Source organism: Enterobacter cloacae complex sp. 394I7 (assembly GCF_057320345.1).
Window position 1 is genome coordinate 750,772 of sequence record NZ_JBXWCR010000001.1, and the last position, 22,325, is coordinate 773,096.

Annotated in this window: 21 protein-coding genes; 9 read left to right on the plus strand and 12 right to left on the minus strand. The window is 53.4% G+C overall.

The genetic code is table 11. The features are described 5' to 3' along the window. Positions 1-31: 31 nt before the first annotated feature. Entirely contained in the window at positions 32-136 is a 105-nt protein-coding gene (gene yoaI / locus AC2FAP_RS03640; RefSeq protein ID WP_014169634.1) for a small membrane protein YoaI, read from the plus strand. Between the two features lie 20 nt (positions 137-156). Here yoaI and AC2FAP_RS03645 read toward each other — a convergent pair whose 3' ends face one another. The 4 genes from AC2FAP_RS03645 to yeaG form a co-directional block, all read right to left on the minus strand. Next, positions 157-657: a YbaK/prolyl-tRNA synthetase associated domain-containing protein gene (locus AC2FAP_RS03645; protein WP_014169635.1), complete on the minus strand. Its 501-nt coding sequence runs from the start codon at positions 655-657 to the stop codon at positions 157-159. A gap of 253 nt (positions 658-910) precedes the next feature. After that, the gene (locus AC2FAP_RS03650) at positions 911-2,014 is read right to left on the minus strand and encodes a glycosyltransferase family 9 protein (RefSeq protein WP_063925077.1); all 1,104 of its coding nucleotides are present in this window, start codon (positions 2,012-2,014) and stop codon (positions 911-913) included. A 642-nt stretch (positions 2,015-2,656) separates the two neighbouring features. Next, a complete protein-coding gene (locus AC2FAP_RS03655) occupies positions 2,657-3,937 on the minus strand; it encodes a YeaH/YhbH family protein (protein ID WP_049022945.1) in 1,281 nt (426 codons plus the stop codon). Between the two features lie 99 nt (positions 3,938-4,036). Beyond that, positions 4,037-5,971, minus strand: a complete 1,935-nt coding sequence (yeaG, locus tag AC2FAP_RS03660; RefSeq protein WP_014169637.1) for a protein kinase YeaG — start codon at positions 5,969-5,971, stop codon at positions 4,037-4,039. Between the two features lie 432 nt (positions 5,972-6,403). Here yeaG and AC2FAP_RS03665 point away from each other — a divergent pair, with 432 nt between their 5' ends. Beyond that, the gene (locus tag AC2FAP_RS03665; RefSeq protein ID WP_014169638.1) at positions 6,404-7,153 is read left to right on the plus strand and encodes a MipA/OmpV family protein; all 750 of its coding nucleotides are present in this window, start codon (positions 6,404-6,406) and stop codon (positions 7,151-7,153) included. Between the two features lie 91 nt (positions 7,154-7,244). Next, on the plus strand, positions 7,245-8,099 hold the full coding sequence (locus AC2FAP_RS03670; RefSeq protein WP_041162542.1) for an aldo/keto reductase: 855 nt from the start codon (positions 7,245-7,247) through the stop codon (positions 8,097-8,099). A gap of 47 nt (positions 8,100-8,146) precedes the next feature. Here AC2FAP_RS03670 and AC2FAP_RS03675 read toward each other — a convergent pair whose 3' ends face one another. Continuing rightward, entirely contained in the window at positions 8,147-9,031 is an 885-nt protein-coding gene (locus tag AC2FAP_RS03675; RefSeq protein WP_014169640.1) for a D-hexose-6-phosphate mutarotase, read from the minus strand. 74 nt (positions 9,032-9,105) lie between these two features. Then, positions 9,106-10,101, minus strand: a complete 996-nt coding sequence (gene gapA / locus AC2FAP_RS03680) for a glyceraldehyde-3-phosphate dehydrogenase (RefSeq protein WP_020884442.1) — start codon at positions 10,099-10,101, stop codon at positions 9,106-9,108. A 341-nt stretch (positions 10,102-10,442) separates the two neighbouring features. Here gapA and msrB point away from each other — a divergent pair, with 341 nt between their 5' ends. Together msrB and AC2FAP_RS03690 are read left to right on the plus strand one after the other, a co-directional pair. Next, complete coding sequence (msrB, locus tag AC2FAP_RS03685) at positions 10,443-10,856, plus strand: peptide-methionine (R)-S-oxide reductase MsrB (protein ID WP_138613766.1); 414 nt, start codon at positions 10,443-10,445, stop codon at positions 10,854-10,856. A 56-nt stretch (positions 10,857-10,912) separates the two neighbouring features. Further along, on the plus strand, positions 10,913-11,176 hold the full coding sequence (locus AC2FAP_RS03690) for a YeaC family protein (protein ID WP_153852331.1): 264 nt from the start codon (positions 10,913-10,915) through the stop codon (positions 11,174-11,176). A 55-nt stretch (positions 11,177-11,231) separates the two neighbouring features. Here AC2FAP_RS03690 and chiD read toward each other — a convergent pair whose 3' ends face one another. From chiD to sppA, 4 genes are all read right to left on the minus strand, one after another. Then, entirely contained in the window at positions 11,232-12,491 is a 1,260-nt protein-coding gene (gene chiD, locus AC2FAP_RS03695; RefSeq protein ID WP_020884440.1) for a chitinase ChiD, read from the minus strand. Between the two features lie 170 nt (positions 12,492-12,661). After that, entirely contained in the window at positions 12,662-13,303 is a 642-nt protein-coding gene (pncA, locus tag AC2FAP_RS03700) for a bifunctional nicotinamidase/pyrazinamidase (protein WP_020884439.1), read from the minus strand. Between the two features lie 9 nt (positions 13,304-13,312). Next, positions 13,313-14,329, minus strand: a complete 1,017-nt coding sequence (gene ansA / locus AC2FAP_RS03705) for an asparaginase (protein WP_020884438.1) — start codon at positions 14,327-14,329, stop codon at positions 13,313-13,315. A 63-nt stretch (positions 14,330-14,392) separates the two neighbouring features. Continuing rightward, positions 14,393-16,249, minus strand: coding sequence for a signal peptide peptidase SppA (gene sppA, locus AC2FAP_RS03710; RefSeq protein WP_196087752.1), 1,857 nt, complete (start codon positions 16,247-16,249; stop codon positions 14,393-14,395). 167 nt (positions 16,250-16,416) lie between these two features. Here sppA and AC2FAP_RS03715 point away from each other — a divergent pair, with 167 nt between their 5' ends. From AC2FAP_RS03715 to AC2FAP_RS03725, 3 genes are all read left to right on the plus strand, one after another. Further along, positions 16,417-16,968 (plus strand): NAD(P)H nitroreductase, encoded by a 552-nt coding sequence (locus AC2FAP_RS03715; RefSeq protein ID WP_014169648.1) that lies wholly within the window; start codon positions 16,417-16,419, stop codon positions 16,966-16,968. A 116-nt stretch (positions 16,969-17,084) separates the two neighbouring features. After that, positions 17,085-18,128, plus strand: coding sequence for a selenide, water dikinase SelD (selD, locus tag AC2FAP_RS03720; protein WP_020884436.1), 1,044 nt, complete (start codon positions 17,085-17,087; stop codon positions 18,126-18,128). Between the two features lie 4 nt (positions 18,129-18,132). Then, a complete protein-coding gene (locus AC2FAP_RS03725) occupies positions 18,133-20,040 on the plus strand; it encodes a DNA topoisomerase III (RefSeq protein WP_020884435.1) in 1,908 nt (635 codons plus the stop codon). A gap of 49 nt (positions 20,041-20,089) precedes the next feature. On the opposite strand, the gene gdhA is transcribed toward AC2FAP_RS03725, so the two are convergent. Then, positions 20,090-21,433, minus strand: a complete 1,344-nt coding sequence (gdhA, locus tag AC2FAP_RS03730) for an NADP-specific glutamate dehydrogenase (RefSeq protein WP_047357298.1) — start codon at positions 21,431-21,433, stop codon at positions 20,090-20,092. 228 nt (positions 21,434-21,661) lie between these two features. Between gdhA and AC2FAP_RS03735 the strand changes: the two genes are divergently transcribed. Then, on the plus strand, positions 21,662-21,934 hold the full coding sequence (locus tag AC2FAP_RS03735; RefSeq protein ID WP_449541564.1) for a YnjH family protein: 273 nt from the start codon (positions 21,662-21,664) through the stop codon (positions 21,932-21,934). Here the strand turns inward: AC2FAP_RS03735 and AC2FAP_RS03740 are convergent. After that, positions 21,894-22,310 carry a pyrimidine (deoxy)nucleoside triphosphate diphosphatase gene (locus AC2FAP_RS03740; protein ID WP_449541565.1) on the minus strand — a complete coding sequence of 139 codons (417 nt, stop codon included), beginning with the start codon at positions 22,308-22,310 and terminating at the stop codon, positions 21,894-21,896. The two genes, AC2FAP_RS03735 and AC2FAP_RS03740, sit on opposite strands and share 41 nt — an antisense overlap. Positions 22,311-22,325: the final 15 nt, after the last annotated feature.

The following is a 22,325-nucleotide window of genomic DNA, read 5'->3' on the forward strand; positions in this document are numbered from 1 at the left end:
CAGGGGCAGGCATCGAAAAAGGGGCGCAAAAATGTACGATCACATGTTTGTCGAAACGCTGATCATCTCTTCATCGTTTTTCGCTGTTGCCATTATCCTGGTCGCGTCAGTTATTTTTCTGGAAAAAAAAGGCTGACGGGATGCCAGCCTACACGATTACGCTTTATGGAACGTCACCAGCTCAGGACGGGCGATACGCAAATAATCCTGCGTATCCATAATCACGGATTTTTCCAGCAGACCGGCGTTAAACGCGATTTCATCAAAACGCTCAAACAGGAGCGGGTCGGCCACCAGTGCCAGATCGGGATGGAAGCTAAAAGGCGGAATGGCGCCAAAAACGCAGGCGGTCAGGGTATCGACTTCGGCAGGGCTTGCGAGAGACGCTTTTATCCCCCCAAAATGGCTGGCAAGCTGGCTTAAATCGGCCTGCAGATCGGCGGCGAGGATCGCCAGAACGTGTTTTTTAACGCCGTTTCCCTTCACCTTACAGACCAGTGCTTTTGCCCCTTGCCCCAGATCGGTTCCGCGGATCTCACTCACCGCTTCACATTTCCCCACGGCGTCATGCTCCATGACGCGAAATCGTGCGCCCTGCTGGGTTAACAACGTAATGAGTTGCTGGTGGGTTGTTGTTCCCTTAACGTCATCAGACATAGCGATTTACCTGTTAAATACCAATACGCAGCGTTTAACCTTAGCACAGAATATTTCGCCGTTGGTATAGACGTTGCTGTTGGGCGATTGTTTTTCCCGCTGATTAAGTGTCGGCATCAGAAGAGATTATATCCAGCTGCAATTTGCTGGTGAAATCGGAGAAAGATTTAAAAACGCTTAACAGGCATGAAGCTTCTCAGGTTTCATAAAGTGAAAGTCCTGAGAAGCGAGAAAAATTACAGATGTGATTTCTTTATCTCGAACTATTATCGGCGATACTCTTCAATTGCTCGTCAATAATATTCAGTATAGGCCGAACATCGGTATCCATCACGCGGCGCTCTTTCAGTCTAACCTGGATAGCTGATTCATAGTTTGGTCCCCAGACATCAGCATTATCTGCCTGAGCGACAAGCATTTTAAATGGATAGAGGCAAATTAGTTTTTTCTTAAATGCTCTGGATACATGCACGAATGATGTATCTGGAGAAATGACGAGTGCACTCTCTTTTATAATTTGTGCAGCCGAAAAGAATGAGGGCAATGAGCTCTTAGTGACATGATCTGAATCGGGAATAGGCTTTATTTTATGTTGTTCGCCAAGAATGATTAAGTGAAAAGTATCTTTATATTTAGCCATGTGACTGGTAATGGCCTCAATCTGCCCTGTTGAGAAGAAACGTTCACTCACACTGCCGTAAGGAATGAACGCAACCGTTTTTTTATCAGTGGTTTTCTTAAGAAAATCCTTTGCTTTTTGTACATCGTCGTCAGGTATGATCACTGTGTAATCATAGTTCTGTGCCGATATCCCCAGATGCATCAGGAAATCAATGTATCTTGTGCTTATATGTGACAAAGGGCAGCTAATGTTAATTACTTCGTCATAGATACGATACTTCCTGGTAAAACCGATTGTTTTGTGTGGTTTTATTAGTCTGATTAAATTAAATGTTTCGACATTTGAATGAGTTATTTCATGCGAGTCAACAAATACAAAAGGTGGAAGTTCCCTTAACACCTTGATTAGCATCTTTTTGTTGTTAGGTTCATAAAAGTAAAGAGCTTCTAAATTGCGCCATTCTTTGAAGAGAAAGTGCGTCCTTTTATCTGCAATAACAGAGACCTGAAAATTGTTTCTTACCAGAGTCTCAATCACACCACCAATGACAATAGCATCACCAATCCCTTTACCAATGAAGGGGATAATCAGATGGTTTGTGCCCGACCCATGTCTCGTTCGAGAAGTACGCCCCTGAGCGGCAATCATACTCAATAAGTTAAGTTTTAACTTAAGTTTGATCCTTTTCAAAAAATAGTTTTTAGATCTGTTTGCTTTTTTTATCCATCGAAACATTAAAGACTCCTTGAATACTTATCTGGTGTTAGTTAGCGTAGTACCAATTTCTTTTCATTTTGACTAAAAGTCAGCGCGACATCCATAAAAAATAGTATATACATTCCCATCCACGAGGAGGCTCTCCACCCGTATATTACCTGTAGTGATTGCTTCCAGTCAGTACTGCGAGGTAGGCCACCTGTGCGTCAGTAAACTCTGGTGCGCCCTGGAGTTGGGTAAGTTGTTCTGCCGTCGGTGGAGAAATATTTTCAATGGGCTGCATAACGCATCTGTGAAAAAGCCCTACGGGGCTTAACGCTTAAAATTATGTGTAAATGGCCGTGAGTTGCTGACTCTAACACTGGAGGTAAGGTGGATTCAATGTTCGGTTTTGGTAGGTCAGCAATACGTTCCTGCTTTGGGCAATTTTTATGCGCCTGTTGTTCTTCCTTCTCCGGATATGCTTATCCTGACTTTATCGTATAGCTTATCCAACAAACATATAACCCTGGTAGGGGTGTGCCAATATCGGAAGAAAGAATTTTAGTCAAACATGGGATTGATGAGGTATTAAATAATCCGCTTGCCCTTTACAGGCAAATTACCCTGAAAGCCAAAAGATCAGCCAGTTAGTATAAATAACTGGCTGATTAATGATGATTAACTTGTTGTTGAACTTTGTTTATGGAACAGTTCCCTGAACACTGGATAGATATCATCCTGATCGCGGATATGCTGCATGGCAAAGTTATCAAACATCGATTGCAGATGTTCATACTCACGCCACAGCGTCTGGTGAGCACGGCGGGTAATTTCGATATAGCTGTAGTAACGCACCACCGGCAGAATTTTCTTCGCCAGTATGTCGTGACACAGCGGGGAGTCATCTGCCCAGTTATCGCCATCTGATGCCTGCGCGGCATAGATGTTCCACTGCGCCGGGTCGTAACGCTCTTTCACCACTTCATCCATCAGTTTCAGAGCGCTCGACACGATGGTGCCACCGGTCTCCTGCGAGTAGAAGAACTCATGTTCATCCACCTCTTTCGCCTGAGTGTGGTGGCGAATATAGACCACTTCCACGTTCTTATAGGTTCTGCTCAGGAACAGATAGAGCAGGATATAAAAACGCTTCGCCATATCCTTGGTGGCTTGGTCCATCGAACCGGAGACATCCATCAGACAGAACATGACCGCCTGGCTCGACGGTTCGGGGCGTTTTTCGTAATTTTTGTAGCGCAGGTCGAAGGTGTCGATAAACGGTACCCGGTCTATTTTAGCCCGGAGTTCGGCTATCTCTTTGCGCAGGCGTTCCTCTTCCAGCAGTTGCGCCGGTTCAGTATTTTCCACCACCTTCAGGCTGCTCTCCAGCTCGCGGAGTTCGCGCCGTTTACCTGCCGTCATGGCCGTGCGTCGCGCCAGAGAGTTCTGCAGCGAACGGACCACGCTGATGTTAGCGGGCACGCCGTTTGCGGTATATCCCGCGCGATGGGTTTTGTACTCGTTAAGCTGACGATGCTGGTTCTTTTTCAGATTCGGCAGCGCCAGATCCTCAAACAGCAGGTCGAGATACTCATCTTTTGAAATCTGGAAGACAAACTCATCCTGTCCTTCACCGTCCTGGCTGGCCTGTCCCTGACCGCTTCCTGAACCGCCCCCGCCGCCTTGCGGGCGCTCGATTCTGTCGTTCTGCACGAAGTGGTCATTACCTGGGTGTACGCGATGGCGCAGGCCGCCACGTCCCTGATGAAACATCGGTTCGCTGATGTCATCGGTGGGGATGGAGACAGATTCGCCGCTGTCGACGTCGGTCACCGAGCGTTTATTGATGGCCTCGGAGATCGACTGTTTAATTTGCGCTTTATAACGGCGCAAGAAGCGCTGGCGATTTACCGTGCTCTTGTTTTTGCCGTTAAGACGACGGTCAATAAACCAGGTCATATATCCCCCGTACTGCATTTGCCAACTTGCAGTGTCCGGACGTGCCGGACATTTTTGTAGCCCGGCAGGCGTATGCGCTACCGGGCACTTGTACTTGTATTAAGACGATTTACGTACGCGCAGATACCATTCGCAGAGCAGGCGAACCTGTTTGCGGGTGTAGCCTTTCTCCATCATACGGTCGACAAAATCGTCGTGCTTTTTCTGCTCATCGGTTGACGTTTTGGTATTAAACGAAATCACCGGCAACAGCTCTTCGGTATTGGAGAACATTTTCTTCTCGATTACCGTGCGCAGTTTCTCGTAGCTGGTCCAGTTTGGATTACGTCCGTTGTTATGCGCTCTGGCGCGCAGGACGAAGTTCACAATCTCGTTACGGAAGTCTTTCGGGTTACTGATCCCGGCCGGCTTCTCGATTTTTTCCAGCTCTGCGTTCAGGGATTCCCGGTCGAACAGCTGGCCGGTATCCGGGTCCCGGTACTCCTGATCCTGGATCCAGAAGTCAGCATAGGTGACATAACGGTCAAAAATGTTCTGCCCGTACTCTGAATAAGACTCCAGGTAGGCGGTCTGGATCTCTTTGCCGATGAACTCCGCATATTTCGGGATCAGGTAGCCTTTCAGGAACTCAAGGTAGCGTTCAGCCTGTTCCTGCGGGAACTGCTCGCGTTCAATTTGCTGCTCCAGCACGTAGAACAGATGAACCGGGTTGGCCGCCACTTCCGCATGATCGAAGTTAAACACGCGGGAGAGGATCTTAAAGGCGAAACGCGTGGACAGACCGTTCATCCCTTCGTCCACACCGGCGTAGTCGCGGTACTCCTGATAAGACTTCGCTTTCGGGTCGGTATCTTTCAGGCTTTCCCCGTCATACACGCGCATTTTCGAGTAGATGCTGGAGTTTTCCGGCTCTTTCAGGCGCGAGAGAATGGAGAAGCGCGACAGCGTTTCCAGGGTGCCTGGTGCGCAAGGTGCGTGTACCAGCTCACTGTGGTTAAGCAGTTTCTCGTAAATTTTGATCTCTTCGGAGATCCGCAGGCAATAAGGCACTTTGACGATGTAGACACGGTCAAGGAACGCCTCATTGTTTTTGTTATTACGGAAGGAGACCCACTCAGATTCGTTTGAGTGTGCGAGGATAATGCCGTTAAACGGCAGGGCAGAAATACCTTCCGTACCGTTGTAGTTGCCTTCCTGGGTGGCCGTCAGCAGCGGATGCAGCACTTTAATCGGTGCTTTAAACATCTCAACGAACTCCATAATCCCCTGGTTGGCGCGGCACAGCGCACCCGAGTAACCGTAGGCATCCGGGTCGTTTTGCGCGTAGTTTTCCAGCTTACGAATATCGACTTTACCCACCAGGGCGGAGATATCCTGGTTGTTCTCATCCCCCGGTTCAGTTTTGGCGATAGCAATCTGTTCCAGAATGGATGGCCACACCTTGACGACGCGGAATTTGGTGATATCCCCACCAAACTCGTGCAGGCGTTTTGCCGCCCAAGGCGACATGATGGTGCCAAGATAGCGCCGCGGAATACCAAACTCTTTATCCAGAATTTGCGCATCTTCCTGCGGATTAAACAGGCACAGCGGATGGTCATTCACCGGGCTGCGTTCACCGTTAGCGCTCAGCACATAGATAGGGACGCGCTGCATCAGTGATTTCAGACGTTCAGCCAGTGATGATTTACCCCCACCCACAGGGCCGAGTAAATAAAGGATCTGTTTCTTCTCTTCCAGACCCTGGGCGGCATGCTTCAGGTAGGAGACAATCTGTTCGATGGCATCTTCCATACCATAGAACTCTTCAAACGCCGGGTATCGGGCGACCACCCGATTCGAAAAGAGACGGGAAAGCCGAGGTTCCAGGGCAGTATCAACCATGTTTGGCTCACCAATAGCCATTAATAGCCGTTCTGCCGCATTGGCATAGGCACTGCGATCTTGCCGACAAATGGTAAGAAACTCCTGCAGTGTGAACTCTTCGTCCTTGGCAGCTTCATAACGCTGGCGATAGTGATCGAATATATTCATGGCATGCCGTCCTTTCGTTTTTTAGCACAGGATAAGAGCCGTTCGTATGAGTAGTGGAGGCTCCCGGAAGAGAATCTCTCACACCTCACTGCCAGAGCAGCAACCTGTGTGCCAGGTCAGACGCTAAGAACCGCAGGGTGTTCAGAAAAAACTCTTCTTAATTTAAAGCGTAGATGGCATTTGCAAAACTTGCATGCCGATAAAATCTAATTTCAATGACATATCAATAACTCATCCAAAAATTTCCCCTGCTGTTTTAGGGTAAAAGCACGTTTTTCATTCAGTAGTCATATAAATGAAAGCAGGCTGTCACCTGAAAAGTTGAAAATAACGGGTTAATCAGACTGATTAGCAGGCAAAAAATTTTGGGATGTACGACAATGGCGGTTAAACTTCTCTCGCTGATTATTTGACTACAGGAAAGAATGGATTGTGACCAAACTCAAACTTCTGGCATTGGGCGTACTTGCCGCAACCGCTGTTAGCACCGCACAGGCGGCGGAAAGTCAGTGGACTGTTGGCGCGGGCGTTGGCGTGATTAACAGCCCATACAAACAGTATGATCGTGATGTTTATCCAGTTCCGGTTGTCACCTATGAAGGCGATAACTTCTGGTTCCGCGGTCTGGGCGGTGGCTACTATCTCTGGAATGATACGGCCGACAAGCTCTCCATCATGGCTTACTACGATCCGACGCACTTCAAGCCGGGTGACAGCGACAGCCATGCGCTTCGCCAGCTCGACAAGCGTAAGAGCACCATGATGGCGGGACTCTCTTATGTGCATAACACCGAATATGGCTTCCTGCGTACCGCACTTGCGGGGGATACGCTGGATAACAGCAACGGTTTTATCTGGGATCTGGCCTGGCTCTATCGCTACACCAACGGTGCGTTAACGCTAACCCCGGGTATCGGTGTGCAATATAACAGTGAGAACTACAACGACTACTACTATGGTGTTTCTAAGAACGAATCCCGTCGTAGCGGTCTGAAGAGCTACAGTGCGGACGACGGCTGGGATCCGTACCTTGAGCTGACGGCGAGCTATAACTTCCTCGGTGACTGGAACGTCTACGGTACCGGGCGCTATGAGCGTCTGAGCGATGAAGTGAAAGACAGCCCGATGGTTGATAAGTCCTGGGCGGGCATATTCTCAGTCGGTGTGTCCTACAAGTTCTGATTGTGCATTAAAACAGTGCAATCATTGCATCAAAACGGGGCGCTTGCGCCCCGTTTGCATTGGTGTGGTGCAACGAAAAAGAGGGGATGATATGAGCGTAAAAACCGTGACCTTTTCCGCAGGGCGTCCACTTCCGGCTATTGGACAGGGTACCTGGTATATGGGAGAAAAAGCCAGCCAGCGTAAATCCGAAGTGAATGCACTGCGGGCGGGCATTGATCTGGGGTTAACGTTAATTGATACCGCTGAAATGTATGCCGAAGGCGGAGCGGAAGAGGTGGTCGGGGAGGCCATTAAGGGCCAGCGCGACAACGTTTTTCTGGTATCAAAAGTCTACCCGTGGAACGCTGGCGGTCAGAAAGGCCAGGCGGCGTGTGATGCCAGTCTGCGACGTCTCGGGACAGACCATATTGATCTCTACCTTCTGCACTGGCGCGGTAACTATGGCCTGGATGAAACCATTACGCTGATGGAAAGACTCCAGCAGCAGGGAAAAATTGGCCGCTGGGGCGTCTCAAACCTGGATTATGAAGATATGCAGGCGCTGTGGCGTGAAGAGGGCGGTTCCGCCTGTGCCACTAATCAGGTGCTTTATCATCTGGCGTCACGGGGAATTGAATTTGATCTGCTTCCCTGGTGTCAGCAACAGGCGATGCCGGTGATGGCTTACTGCCCGCTGGCTCAGGCCGGGCGCCTGCGTTCGGGGCTGATGAACCATCCGGTCGTGAATGCCATCGCGCATAACCACCGCGCCACTGCCGCCCAAATTCTGCTGGCGTGGGTTATCCGCCATCAGGGTGTTATTGCCATACCGAAAGCGGCCTCGATTGAGCATGTTAACGCCAACGCTGGAGCGCTGGAGATAACCCTCACCGCGGAAGAACGTCACAAACTGGATAATGCTTTCCCGCCACCCACCCATAAACTCCCGCTGGATGTCGTTTAATCCTGACGCATGCCCCTCTCCTTTACAGGAAGAGGGGCAGAAGCGTATTAGCGCTTCACAATACTGATTGTCTGCCCTAAGCGAGACGGTTTTTCTTCGCTGGTTTTTTGTGGCGCAGTGACGCACGCCGTTTCCACACAGACGAACGTTTTGTAACCGTCATCAGGCACGTCGGCCATACTGACAGAAAGTGCCGGGCCTGGGTTCCAGCCCACCACGTTGCTGTGATGGTGGTGTACCACTTCGATACCACGGTTCAGGGCGCTGTCGTGGATCACGTTGCACGCTTCCGGATGCAGGTAAACGCGGTCAGTACGGTCCGGGAACGTCTGAATGCCGTCGCTCAGTTTTCCTTCTTTCGCGTTATCCACTTTGTCGATAAAGGTATCGCCAAGGCCGCTCACCTTCACGGCGCTGATGTCACCAACGTTGAAATAGGTGTGCAGGGCGGAGGTGGTTTCAAATTCACCGTGCGCTTCCAGTTCGATTTCGCAGGTTTTGCCCAGCTTGAAGCGTGCGTACAGGGTGAAATCGTGCGGCCACAGGGCGCGGGTTTCCTCATTCGCCTGCAGCTCAAAGGTCAGTACCGCACCGTTATCGTCTTCATTGTGCGCTTTCAGCGTCCACTGCTGGTTACGGGCAAAACCGTGAGAGGGTAGGCCTTTCTCAGCGGAAGGACCAAACCATGGCCAGCAAATAGGCACGCCGCCGCGAATCGCATCCCCTTTTTTAAAGGAGGTCGCGTCGCTCAGCCACAGTGCTTCCGTTTCGCCTTCAGGTTTCCAGGAGAGCAGGTGTGCGCCGTTCAGCGCCACGGAGGCTTTTACGCGCGGGTGGTCAACGACGATGATATCCGCACCATCAATCTGTCGGCGGGAGAGCACAGGGGTAAGTTGTTCGACTACCGGAAGTGCAAAAATTTTATTAATCATTAAGCAATCCTCTGTCTAAAAACAATAAAAAAGGCGACCGAAGTCGCCTTTTTGGATCAAGAACTCATCTCAACTTATTTGGAGATGTGAGCGATCAGGTCCAGTACTTTGTTAGAGTAGCCGGTTTCGTTGTCGTACCAGGAAACCAGTTTCACGAAGTTGTCGTTCAGTGCGATACCCGCTTTAGCATCGAACACGGAAGTGCACACTTCGCCGTTGAAATCGGTAGATACAACGTCGTCTTCGGTGTAGCCCAGAACGCCTTTCATTGCGCCTTCGGAAGCAGCTTTGATTGCTTTCTTAATTTCTTCATAAGAAGCAGCTTTTTCCAGACGAACGGTCAGGTCAACAACGGATACGTTAGGAGTTGGAACGCGGAACGCCATACCAGTCAGTTTGCCATTCAGTTCTGGCAGTACTTTACCTACAGCTTTAGCTGCACCGGTAGAGGATGGGATGATGTTCTGAGCCGCGCCACGGCCGCCACGCCAGTCTTTGTGAGACGGGCCGTCAACAGTTTTCTGAGTCGCGGTGGTCGCGTGAACGGTAGTCATCAGACCTTCGACGATGCCGAAGTTGTCGTTGATTACTTTAGCCAGCGGTGCCAGGCAGTTGGTGGTGCAGGATGCGTTAGAAACGATGTCCTGGCCAGCGTAAGTTTCGAAGTTTGCACCACGAACGAACATTGGGGTGTTGTCTTTAGAAGGACCGGTCAGAACAACTTTTTTCGCACCCGCGGTGATGTGTTTACGCGCAGTTTCGTCGGTCAGGAAGATACCGGTAGCTTCAGCTACAACATCAACACCGATTTCGTTCCATTTCAGGTTAGCTGGGTCTTTCTCAGCAGTAACGCGGATGGTTTTGCCATTAACAACCAGGTGGCCGTCTTTCACTTCAACGGTGCCGTCGAAACGACCGTGAGTTGAGTCGTACTTCAGCATGTACGCCATGTATTCAGCGTCCAGGAGATCGTTGATACCAACGATTTCGATGTCAGAACGTTTCTGAGCAGCACGGAAAACAATACGGCCGATACGGCCAAAACCGTTGATACCTACTTTGATAGTCATATATTCCACCAGCTATTTGTTAGTGAATAAAAGGTTGCCTGTAAAATTACAAAAACCTTACGCAGCGTCAAGCGGAATCGTGTCAATCATTGCGACAAATCAATCCTGTGACTAACGTTTGTGCGACTGACTCGCCTCACTTTCCCTTTGAGCTAGCAACCACATGGGGGCTGCGCGCGGCATTTTAAAGTCCTCGCAGGATAAAAATGTGAACATGATCACAATTGCCTGACCGCCTTTTCGCGACACATAAGTTTAGAACAAAAGTGCACGCAAGGGTGTTAATGTTTTGTTAGAATCCGGGTTAAAAGGTGTCTGTTTCTACAGCGAGATGTAAGCATATGTCGAACCAACGTAACCCTGACGATTTGAAAAAAAACCTCACCGAAATGCAGTTTTACGTGACGCAAAATCACGGAACCGAACCGCCTTTTACTGGCCGTTTACTGCACAACAAGCGCGACGGTGTCTACCACTGTCTGGTATGTGACGCCCCGTTGTTCAATTCCCAAACGAAGTTCGATTCTGGATGTGGCTGGCCAAGCTTTTATGAGCCGGTCAGCGACGATGCGATCCGCTACCTGAACGACACGTCGCACGGCATGGTGCGAACTGAAATTCGTTGCGGAACCTGTGACGCCCACCTTGGACACGTCTTCCCGGATGGCCCTCAACCGACGGGTGAGCGTTTCTGTGTGAATTCAGCGTCGATGAGCTTCACCGATGATGAAAACGGTGACCAGATCAAAGGTTGAAAAAACGATTCAGCAAATTATTCCTTTGAAAGGGAGAGATCGTGAATATTGATGACATGATTAGCGGTATGACGCCGGAGGTGTATCAGCGCCTGGTGACTGCAGTTGAACTGGGAAAATGGCCAGACGGTGTCGCGCTCACGCCGGAGCAAAAAGAGAACAGTCTGCAACTGGTGATGCTCTGGCAGGCGCGTAACAATACCGACGCGCAACACATGACTATCGACACTCAAGGCCAGATGGTGATGAAGAGCAAGCGCGAGCTGAAAGAGGACTTTGGTATCACGCCAAAGCCGATCGCGACGATAAAAATGCAGTAACGGTGGGGCGGCAGTCCTGCCAGCGCCCTCTCTCTGGAGAGAGGGCGTGCTTATCTTACTCTTTGGGTTTAATTCCCAGCGACTCCGCCAGCTGTTTCGCTAACTGGTTATTGTCATCCGCGCCGTACTCCCAGAACATCGCCCCGGCGAGACCTTTCTCCTTGATGTAATCCGCTTTGATGGCGACGGAACGCGGGTTCTCATAGGAAAGGGCAAACAGCGCCTTGCCGTCCGCCGCATTCACTGAAAGCCACGGCACTTGCGCCCGTTCGTCCCAGTGTTCGGTAAAACGCTTCTGCGGATCGTTTAAGAGCTTTTTCACAATATCGTTGTACTTCACATACGTATCTTTGGTCAGGTCGTAACCCAGTGACGCGAACAAGCCGGTTTCCTGAGGCCCAAAGTAGGGCTGGGTCACCGGATGGTTTTGCGCATCGGGTTTTGTCCAGTCAATACCGGGCTCCACGGCGCGTTTCGGCACGCGGCCGTAAAAACCAATCCCGAGGTTCATCTGTTGCGGCTTCAGCCCGGCCGCCAGATAGTTGTTCACCACAAAATCCACGCTGTATTTGTCTGCGGCGGCCACCGTTGGCCAGTCGCTGGAGTCATACAGATTGGCGTTGAAATACTGTGTGCCATACGCCATGTCGTAGGTCATCAGGTTGATGTAGTCGAGCAGCGGGGCAATGGCCTTCACATCCACCCAGCTTTTCGGACTTTCTGCATTTGCCCCCACCGCGATGGTGACCAGCTTTTTATGCCCGAAGGCGGCGCGCAATTCTTTCAGCAGTGCGGTGAAGTTATCGCGATCGGCTGGCGTGCTGGCCACCAGTCCCCATGCGCCATTTACCGGGTATTCCCAGTCAAGATCGATGCCGTCGAGCGCATATTTTTCGACAATCTCCTGAGCCGAGCGGATAAACACCGCACGGCTCTCTTGGGTCGCGGCTGCGCCGGAGAAGCCACGCGCACCCCATCCGCCCACGGAGAGCAGCACTTTCAGGTTTGGATTTTGCTTACGCAGCGTCGGGATTAGCGCCAGATCGGCGGCGACTTTTGGCGACAGCCAGATCTGATGAAGTTTCGCCGGATCTTTCAGCGCAGCATGGGTTTCGTCTTTCTCATCGTTATAGACCAGACCAAATGAGTAGTTCAGGTGGGTAATCTGACGAACGTCGAGCGTATTGATATCACCACCGGGACCGGCGGTGACATCGCCACCGCCATTAAAATATCCCACAGACATCAGGGGAGTGGCGGAAGCAACTGACGCGCAAAGCAGGGGTAATGCTGCCAGCAAAGGCAAACGTTTCATACAAGTTCCTCTTTGACTTAACAAAAATAACCACGCCACGGAAAAGGCGTGGCGAAAAAACAGCCTGAAGAGAATAGCATTGCCGCTTCGCTGGTGATGCGAGGGAGTTCACTTTATGGGGAATGAGACGGGGCGTGCCGGGCAGCACTGTGGCTTGCCCGGCGAGAAGGTCAGGCGTGCGTTTCCAGCCAGTCTTCCAGGGTATACAGGGTGGCGCCTTCCGCGGCCATATCCATAAATGCCTGTGCGCTGTCCTGCGGTTGAATGTTCACCCCGCGACAGCCATCGGTGATGACGCTGACGGTATAGCCTAGCTGGAGGGCGTCCAGCACGGTGAACTTCACGCAGTAATCCGTCGCCAGACCCAGCACAATCAGTTCGGTGATTTCGTGATGGCGTAACCACCCGTCCAGCGCCGTTTTCTGGCGATGCCCGTTATCAAAGAAGGCGCTGTAGCTGTCAATAGACGGGTTTTCCCCTTTATGAAACACCGCGTCGATGGCCTTCTGATTCAGCAGCGGATGCAGCTGCGCACCTTCCGTCTGTTGCACGCAGTGATCCGGCCAGAAGGTTTGTGCCAGGCCGTCAAGTTCACCCTGAGTGAAGGGCTCAACGCCGTGCTGGCTGGCAAAACTGCCGTGATCAGCCGGGTGCCAGTCCTGGCTTGCGACAACTGCCTCACCCCGCGTTTTGCACCACTCAATCAGCGTATTCGCCACGTCTACGGTGCTGTCACCTTCAGCGACAGCCAGTGCGCCGCCCGCACAGAAATCATTTTGCAAATCGACCAGTAACAGGGCGCGTTGCGTCATGGTGCCTCCTTATTCGTCCGGCGTCAGTTCGCCGCGCAGGTTTTGCATCATCGCGCTGCGGATGGACTGAATATCCAGATCCTGACTCAGTAAATAGTGAAGTTTAGTCAGCGTGGCTTCAACGGTCATATCGAATCCGCTGATAACGCCTGCATGTGCGAGGGCGTTACCGGTGGCGTAACCGCCCATGTTGACTTTACCGGACATGCATTGCGTCAGGTTAACCACCACGATCCCGCGCTCGCTCGCTTCCTGCAGCTCTTTCAGGAACTCGCCGTTCTGCGGGGCATTGCCCACGCCGTAAGAGCGCAGGATCAGCGCTTTCACCGGCTGGCGCAGGAAGTTACGCACCACATCTGCAGAGATACCCGGGTAAATCGTTACCACGCCAATCGGTTGCGGCGTGATCGGATGAACAATCAGTTCGCCCGCCGTGCTCGGCGCAGGCGGGGTGCCAAGACGACGAATATGGATGCCCGCCTCCAGCAGCGGCTGCAGGTTCGGTGAGGCGAAAGCGTCAAAGCCATCGGCGTGCGCCTTCGTGGTCCGGTTGCCGCGATACAGTCGGTTGTTGAAGAACAGCGACACTTCGTTAATCGGGTAATTCGCTGCCACATACAGAGAGTTGAGCAGGTTGATCTGCCCGTCAGAACGCAGCTCCGCCAGCGGAATTTGCGAGCCGGTGACGATGACGGGCTTACCCAGATTCTCCAGCATGAAGGAGAGTGCCGAGGCGGTAAACGCCATTGTGTCGGTACCATGCAGGATCACAAAGCCGTCGTACTGGTCGTAATGGGCTTTAATGTCGTCCGCGATATGCTGCCAGTCTTCCGGCGTCATATCGGAGGAGTCCATCAGCGGCTCGTATTCGTGGATGGTGAAGTCAGGCATTTCAGGACGGTGGAATTCAGGCATCAGCGCGAGCTGGCGCTGAAGGTGGCCGGAGACCGGGATATAGCCGTTTTCAGAGCGCTGCATACCGATGGTACCGCCAGTGTAGGCTACATAAATCGATTTCTTCTGCATGGTAGTGAGTTCTTGTTCTTCAAAAGAAAAAAATCCCCTCTTCACGGGAAGAGGGGACGGTGTTTAACGGACGTTTGCGCAGGTCAGACAAAACGCGTAACGGCTTTGTGGATCGTTAAAGGCCGCAAGTTTGTCGCTTTCCGCTTTCATCGCTTTAGCCGCCGTCGCGACTGGCGCAGGCAGATACGCCTGCAGCGCCTCAGGCAGCATGGCGCGCACGGAGCCGGACATGCTGTTCATCACCAGGTCAAAGAACGACGGCTCGTCCTGGTAATACTCAACGTGCCACTGCTTGAGCTTCGCCAGCTCGGCGGCTTTCTTCACCGCGTCATCAAAGTCGCCCAGGCTGTCTACCAGACCATTATTCTTCGCATCCTGGCCGGTCCAGACGTGGCCCTGCGCAATGTCGTCGATCTGTTGCGGTGTCTTTTTACGGGACTCTGCCACCAGCGTAATAAAGCGCTTGTAGCCGTTCTCGATACTGAGCTGCATCATCTCAGAGACTTCAGGCGGCAGCGATTTGGTGACCGACACATCCGCCAGCGGTGAAGTGGCAACGCCATCGGTATGGACGCCCAGATAATCCAGGCTGTTTTCCACGGTGTTAATCACCCCAAAGATGCCAATCGAGCCGGTCAGCGTGCTCGGGTTGGCGACGATGTAGTTAGCCGGGGTTGAAATCCAGTAACCGCCCGAGGCCGCCATTCCACCCATCGACACCACTATCGGTTTGCCGGCTGCACGTGCCGCGGCAAGTTCAGCGCGGATCACTTCAGAAGCGCTGACGCTGCCGCCAGGGCTGTTTACGCGCAGTACAATCGCCTTCACTTTCGGATCAAGGCGAGCATCACGGATTTGCGATGCGGTGGTATCGCCGCCCACGTTACCCGGCGTTTCCTCGCCGTCCATGATGGCACCATTAGCAAAGACCACCGCGACGCTGTCACCGCTGTCATCCGGCTTTTTGGTCGCATAATCGTACATGCTGATAGCGCTGAAGTTTTTATCCTCTTTGCTCCAGCCAAACTGTTTGCTCAGTGATTTTTCGATATCCGCGCTGGTGCCCAGCGCATCGACCAGTTTGTTATCCAGCGCATATTTTGCGGTATCACCATCAACCTTGCGCAGGCCTTCCAGCACGCCCTGCGCGCCAGGGAACACCTGTTCAGCGGTTATCTGGCGGTTAGCGGCTACGGTGCTCAGATAGTTCTGCCACAGCTCACCAATCCAGCGGCTGTCCGCTTCACGGGCCGCAGGGGACATATCATCACGAATAAACGGCTCCACGGCGGATTTATAGGTTCCGACGCGGAAGACGTGGGTGGTGACTTTCAGTTTGTCGAGCAGCGATTTGTAATACAGACCGTTAGTGGCGAAGCCATGCAGATCGACCGTACCCTGCGGGGAGAGCCAGATTTTATTGGCGAAGCTGGCCAGATAATACTGCCCCTGGCTGTAGCTGTCCCCGACCGCAATCACCGGCTTGCCGCTGTCGCGGAATTCGCGCAGCGCTTTACCAATGTATTGCATTGAAGGCTGGTCGCCGCCGGCAAAATCTTTCAGATCCAGCACGATACCGGTAATGTTGCGGTCGTCTTTTGCCTGACGAATGGTATCGACGATATCGAACAGGGAGTTTTCCTGAAGACGGTCTGATGTCGCGCCAAACAGCTGACGGCCAATAACGCCCAGACGATTGCTGGTGGACGGCTTATCGACGATGACGCCCGTGATATCAAGTAACAGCGCCCCGCGAGTCGAATGCTGCGCCTGATTTGCGTTGCTGATATGCATCCAGACGCCTGCGCAAACCAGAACCAGGAGGATGAAGAAGATATTCATCACCAGGTTGCGGACGAAGTTGAGCAGTCGCCACGTCCATTTAAAGAAACCGGCAATGATTCGCCAAAGGGTTCGCATGTATTCTCCCTAACCAGAAAATGACTGTTTCCGTCGCCACGGGACGGCAATGTGCGGTTATCGTAATGACCCAACCGTCACTTGTCAGCAGGAATCGCCTGCTACGCTGTAACAAAATCTGCCGCCGTGTTAATTTTGTGAGTAAATTTCAAGAAAGGAGTTAACCAATGGACGCACTTGAACTGCTTGTTAACCGCCGTAGCGCTTCACGTCTCACCGAGCCGGCGCCGGCAGGGGAGCAACTGGAGAATATTCTGCGTGCCGGCCTGCGTGCACCGGATCATGGTACGCTGCAGCCATGGCACTTCTTTGTGATTGAAGGTGAAGGCCGCGATCGTTTCAGTCAGATACTGGAGCAGGGGGCGGTTGCCGCAGGTCAGGATGAGAAGGGTATTGAGAAAGCCCGCAGTGCACCATTCCGTGCGCCGATGATCATCGCTGTCGTGGCGAAATGTCAGGCCGACCACAAAGTGCCGGTCTGGGAGCAGGAAATGTCTGCAGGCTGTGCCGTCATGGCAATGCAAATGGCCGCCGTGGCGCAAGGGTTTAACGGTATCTGGCGCACAGGGCCGCTGACCAACAGCCAGCCGGTTCGCGACGGATTCGCCTGTGGCGAACATGATAAAATTGTCGGCTTCCTCTATCTCGGCACGCCTCAGCTTAAAGCCTCCGCCACCATTAATGTGCCGGACACCACGCCTTTCGTCAGCCGTTTCTGATAACGCGCGCTAAACTGTCTGGATTCTGAGCATCTGCCGCAGAATTCAGACAGTCATACTTACCTCTTTATGGAATGAGCGTTACCATAGCGCGATTGAGATGACAGGAGACGTCCATGAGCGAGCAAACCATTCGTTTAACGCAATACAGCCACGGAGCCGGTTGCGGTTGTAAAATTTCCCCGAAAGTGCTGGAGACCATTCTCCACAGTGAACAGGCGAAGTTTGTCGACCCGAACCTGCTTGTCGGTAACGAAACGCGTGACGATGCGGCAGTTTATGACCTGGGTAACGGCACCAGCATTATCAGTACCACCGACTTCTTTATGCCGATTGTCGACAACCCGTTCGATTTCGGGCGTATTGCGGCCACCAACGCCATCAGCGATATTTTCGCCATGGGGGGCAAACCGATTATGGCGATTGCCATTCTGGGCTGGCCGATTAACACCCTTGCCCCTGAAATTGCCCGTGAGGTGATTGAAGGGGGACGTTTTGCCTGCCAGCAGGCGGGGATCGCGCTGGCCGGTGGTCATTCTATCGATGCGCCGGAGCCGATCTTCGGTCTCGCGGTCACGGGTGTGGTGCCCACCGAGCGCGTGAAACGCAACAGCACCGCGCAGGCGGGCTGCAAGCTGTTCCTCACCAAACCGCTGGGCATTGGTGTCCTCACTACTGCGGAGAAAAAATCGCTGCTGAAGCCGGAACACCAGGGGCTGGCAACCGAGGTCATGTGCCAGATGAACCTCGCGGGTGCGGCTTTCGCGAATATCGACGGCGTGAAAGCCATGACCGACGTGACCGGTTTTGGCCTTCTCGGGCACCTCTCCGAAGTGTGTCAGGGCGCGGGCGTACAGGCGCAGGTCTGGTATCAGGACGTGCCGAAGCTGCCGGGTGTGGAGGAGTACATTGCAGCGGGCGCCGTTCCGGGCGGTACCCAGCGTAACTTTGCCAGCTATGGTCATCTGATGGGCGAAATGCCTGAAGCGTGGCGCAATCTGCTGTGCGATCCACAAACGTCCGGTGGTTTGCTGCTGGCGGTCACGCCAGACGCTGAAGCCGACGTCCAGGCGACGGCCGCAGAGTTTGGTATTACCCTGACGGCGATCGGTGAACTGGTGACCGCGCGCGGTGGCCGACCGATGATTGAGATCCGTTAATTCAATGCGGTTGTTTATTGCCGAAAAGCCGAGCCTGGCCCGTGCCATTGCCGATGTGCTGCCGAAGCCGCATCGCAAGGGCGACGGCTTTATCGAATGCGGTAACGGGCAGGTGGTCACCTGGTGTATCGGTCACCTGCTTGAGCAGGCGCAGCCGGATGTCTACGACAGCCGCTATGCCCGCTGGAACCTCAATGACCTGCCCATCGTCCCTGAAAAATGGCGCCTGCAGCCACGGCCTTCCGTCACCAAACAGCTCAACGTGATTAAACGTTTTTTGCATGACGCGACGGAAGTCATCCACGCGGGTGACCCGGACAGGGAAGGGCAACTGCTGGTGGATGAGGTGCTGGACTATCTGGAGCTGGCGCCGGAAAAACGCCAGCAGGTCCAGCGCTGCCTGATTAACGACCTCAATCCGCAGGCCGTGGAGCGGGCCATTTCACGTCTGCGCGCGAACAGCGAGTTTATTCCGCTGTGCGTTTCCGCGCTGGCCCGCGCTCGTGCTGACTGGCTTTACGGGATCAATATGACCCGCGCCTACACCATTCTGGGGCGTAATGCCGGTTATCAGGGCGTCCTCTCCGTCGGGCGTGTGCAAACGCCGGTGCTGGGGCTGGTGGTGCGTCGTGACGAAGAGATTGAGAATTTCGTCGCCAAAGATTTCTTTGAGGTTAAAGCGCATATCGTCACGCCGAAAGACGAGCGCTTTACCGCCGTCTGGCAGCCAAGCGATGCCTGCGAATCGTATCAGGATGAAGAGGGGCGGTTGCTGCACCGTCCGCTGGCGGAGCACGTGGTCAACCGGATTACCGGTCAGCCTGCTATTGTCACCAGCTATAACGATAAACGGGAATCAGAACCCGCGCCGCTGCCGTTCTCGCTTTCCGCGCTGCAGATTGAAGCGGCGAAACGCTTCGGTCTGAGCGCGCAGAACGTCCTTGATATCTGCCAGAAGCTCTACGAAACCCACAAGCTCATTACCTATCCGCGTTCGGACAGCCGGTATCTGCCGGAAGAGCACTTTGCCGGCCGTCACTCGGTGATGAACGCCATTGCCGTTCACGCGCCGGATCTGCTGCCACAACCGGTTGTGAATCCGGACATTCATAACCGCTGCTGGGATGATAAAAAGGTGGATGCCCACCATGCGATTATCCCGACGGCGCGCGCCAGCAATGTTAACCTCACGGAAAACGAAGCGAAGGTGTATAACCTGGTGGCTCGTCAGTATCTGATGCAGTTCTGCCCGGACGCAGTGTTCCGCAAATGCGTGATTGAGCTGGAAATTGCCAAAGGGAAATTTATCGCCAAGGCGCGTTTCCTGGCGGAGGCTGGCTGGCGCACGCTGCTTGGCAACAAAGAGCGTGACGAAGAGAATGACGGCACGCCGCTGCCGGTGGTTGCCAAAGATGACGAGCTGCTGTGTGAGAAAGGCGAAGTGGTTGAACGCCAGACCCAACCGCCGCGCCACTTCACCGATGCGACACTGCTCTCGGCAATGACCGGGATCGCCCGTTTTGTTCAGGATAAGGATCTGAAGAAGATCTTGCGTGCCACCGACGGACTGGGCACGGAAGCGACCCGTGCGGGCATTATCGAGCTGCTGTTTAAGCGCGGTTTTCTGGAGAAAAAAGGGCGCTATATCCACTCGACTGAACCGGGGCGCGCATTGATCCACTCACTGCCTGAGCTGGCCGCAAGGCCGGACATGACGGCACACTGGGAATCTGTGCTGACGCAAATCAGTGAAAAGCAGTGTCGCTATCAGGACTTTATGCAGCCGCTGGTGGGGACCTTGTACGAGCTGATTAACCAGGCGCGTAATACGCCGGTGAAGCAGTTCCGGGGGATGGTTGCACCGGGTGGTGCGCCGAAGAAACCGTTCAAAAAGAAAAAAAGCGCAGCCTGATGTGCTTTCGGTTGTCGCCCTCTCCCGACGGGAAAGGGCGACAGCGTGCTTAGATAACCCCTTGCCCCATCATCGCATCCGCGACCTTCACGAACCCGGCGATATTTGCTCCGCGCACGTAGTTGGTTTGCGATGCCTCACCGCCGTACTCGACGCAGGCGTGGTGAATATCCAGCATAATGTGGTGCAGACGCGCATCCACTTTCTCTGCCTTCCAGCCGAGGCGCGCGGCGTTTTGCGCCATCTCCAGGCCAGAGGTCGCCACGCCGCCGGCGTTCGCGGCTTTGCCCGGCGCAAACAGCACGCCAGCCTCAAGGAACAGATCGGTCGCTTCGATGGTGGTTGGCATATTCGCCCCTTCGGCCACGGCCTTCACGCCGTTGGTAATCAGGGTACGTGCGGCCTCGGTATCCAGTTCGTTCTGGGTCGCACATGGCAGGGCGATATCGACCGGCACGCCCCACGGCTGTTTGCCTTCGAGCCAGGTCAGACCAAATTCACGGGCATAATCCGCCAGACGGCCGTCGCGGCTGGCTTTAATGTCGCACAGGCGTGCCAGCTTCTCGGCCGTAAAACCGGCTTCATCCACCACGGTACCGCGTGAATCTGACGCGGTAACCACGCGGGCACCAAACTGCATCGCCTTCTCAATAGCGTACTGAGCCACGTTACCGGAGCCGGACACCGCCACGCGCATACCTTCAAACCCTAAGCCGTGGCGCTTCAGCATCGCCTCGGTAAAATAGACCAGCCCGTAGCCGGTGGCTTCCGGACGGATCAGGCTGCCGCCAAAGGAGAGCCCTTTGCCCGTAAAGACACAGGCGCTGTTATTCGAAAGCTTTTTCATCATGCCGGCCATAAAGCCCACTTCACGCGCACCGACGCCGATATCGCCCGCCGGAACGTCAGTATCGGGACCAAGATGACGATAGAGTTCGGTCATTAGCGCCTGACAGAAACGCATCACTTCGCCTTCGCTTTTGCCTTTCGGATCGAAATCGCTGCCGCCTTTCCCGCCGCCCATGGGCAGGGTCGTAAGGGCGTTTTTAAACGTCTGCTCAAAGCCGAGGAATTTTAAAATCGACAGATTCACGGAAGGGTGGAAACGCATCCCGCCCTTAAACGGGCCGATGGCGGAATTAAACTGCACGCGCCACGCGCGGTTAACCTGGACCTGATTACGGTCATCTACCCAGGTCACGCGAAACTGGATCACGCGCTCCGGCTCCACGAGGCGCTCAAGCAGTGACATCTGGCGATAACGCGGGTTTTCTTCAAGGAACGGCCATAACGTGGTCATGACTTCACGTACGGCCTGCGCAAACTCACTTTGATGCGGGTCGCGCTGTTGAACATAAGAGAGGAAAGCTTCCAGAGAGCGTGTCTGATCCATAGATATAAGAACCCCTTATATTATTTTATGTATATTGCTTATACGAATTGTGTTGTTTTTTTGACTATACCATCCGTACCGCTTTGTGAAGCAAGCAGAAATGCATGCCGAAAAGGAAATTAATCAGCGGGGCTGCGTCATAACCAAAAGCGATGACGAGATAAATTAAAGGTTCTGCGCCGGTTTACCGTTATAGTCTTTATCAGGGCACAACAGGAAGATAAGTCTATGAACCGTTACGTGATAGCCGCGTTATGTTTGATGTTTACCGCAGGCGCGCAGGCAGACCGCATTCGCCCGGATGTGGACGTGAATGTGCCGCCGGAGGTGTTCAGCTCCAGCGGCCAGCGAGCGCAGCCGTGTAACCAGTGCTGCATCTATCAGGATCAGAACTATTCGGAAGGGGCGGTGGTAAAAGCGGACGGCATTCTGTTGCAGTGCCAGCGTGATGAACGCACCATTAGCACGAATCCGCTGGTCTGGCGTCGCATAAAACAATAAACGCCTCCAGCAGCGGGATGTCCGCAGGCGCTAAGTTGAAACCAAATGCATCTTCGGGCGTACACCACACCAGCGCACTGTGGTAATGCGCCGTCAGCGCGCCGCTGAACGCCGGAACGTGCCAGGCGTGAAGGTTGATTAACCGCTGTGACACCTCACGCTGATGGCTTGCCACATACTTTCCTGGCTGCGCGTGGATGCCGAGCTCTTCGTGCAGCTCGCGGACAAGCGCCTCGGGCTGCGTCTCACCGGCTTCTACTTTTCCGCCTGCGAATTCCCACATGCCCGGCTGGTCGGCATGAGCCGGGCGCTGGGCCAGTAAAATTTTGTTGTCTTTTTCGATGATTGCCGCAACGACATCGACTGTTTTTAGCATGGTCGTCAATACTTG

Bases quoted from the DNA above. Each gene is read 5' to 3' on its own strand.
- AC2FAP_RS03650 (WP_063925077.1), bottom strand. From the start codon at position 2,014: ATGTTTCGATGGATAAAAAAAGCAAACAGATCTAAAAACTATTTTTTG.
- gdhA (WP_047357298.1), bottom strand. From the start codon at position 21,433: ATGGATCAGACACGCTCTCTGGAAGCTTTCCTCTCTTATGTTCAACAG.
- pncA (WP_020884439.1), bottom strand. From the start codon at position 13,303: ATGACGCAACGCGCCCTGTTACTGGTCGATTTGCAAAATGATTTCTGT.
- gapA (WP_020884442.1), bottom strand. From the start codon at position 10,101: ATGACTATCAAAGTAGGTATCAACGGTTTTGGCCGTATCGGCCGTATT.
- AC2FAP_RS03690 (WP_153852331.1), top strand. From the start codon at position 10,913: ATGATTAGCGGTATGACGCCGGAGGTGTATCAGCGCCTGGTGACTGCA.
- msrB (WP_138613766.1), top strand. From the start codon at position 10,443: ATGTCGAACCAACGTAACCCTGACGATTTGAAAAAAAACCTCACCGAA.
- chiD (WP_020884440.1), bottom strand. From the start codon at position 12,491: ATGAAACGTTTGCCTTTGCTGGCAGCATTACCCCTGCTTTGCGCGTCA.
- yeaG (WP_014169637.1), bottom strand. From the start codon at position 5,971: ATGAATATATTCGATCACTATCGCCAGCGTTATGAAGCTGCCAAGGAC.
- AC2FAP_RS03715 (WP_014169648.1), top strand. From the start codon at position 16,417: ATGGACGCACTTGAACTGCTTGTTAACCGCCGTAGCGCTTCACGTCTC.
- AC2FAP_RS03645 (WP_014169635.1), bottom strand. From the start codon at position 657: ATGTCTGATGACGTTAAGGGAACAACAACCCACCAGCAACTCATTACG.
- sppA (WP_196087752.1), bottom strand. From the start codon at position 16,249: ATGCGAACCCTTTGGCGAATCATTGCCGGTTTCTTTAAATGGACGTGG.
- ansA (WP_020884438.1), bottom strand. From the start codon at position 14,329: ATGCAGAAGAAATCGATTTATGTAGCCTACACTGGCGGTACCATCGGT.
- AC2FAP_RS03670 (WP_041162542.1), top strand. From the start codon at position 7,245: ATGAGCGTAAAAACCGTGACCTTTTCCGCAGGGCGTCCACTTCCGGCT.
- AC2FAP_RS03675 (WP_014169640.1), bottom strand. From the start codon at position 9,031: ATGATTAATAAAATTTTTGCACTTCCGGTAGTCGAACAACTTACCCCT.
- AC2FAP_RS03735 (WP_449541564.1), top strand. From the start codon at position 21,662: ATGAACCGTTACGTGATAGCCGCGTTATGTTTGATGTTTACCGCAGGC.
- selD (WP_020884436.1), top strand. From the start codon at position 17,085: ATGAGCGAGCAAACCATTCGTTTAACGCAATACAGCCACGGAGCCGGT.
- AC2FAP_RS03655 (WP_049022945.1), bottom strand. From the start codon at position 3,937: ATGACCTGGTTTATTGACCGTCGTCTTAACGGCAAAAACAAGAGCACG.
- yoaI (WP_014169634.1), top strand. From the start codon at position 32: ATGTACGATCACATGTTTGTCGAAACGCTGATCATCTCTTCATCGTTT.
- AC2FAP_RS03740 (WP_449541565.1), bottom strand. From the start codon at position 22,310: ATGCTAAAAACAGTCGATGTCGTTGCGGCAATCATCGAAAAAGACAAC.
- AC2FAP_RS03725 (WP_020884435.1), top strand. From the start codon at position 18,133: ATGCGGTTGTTTATTGCCGAAAAGCCGAGCCTGGCCCGTGCCATTGCC.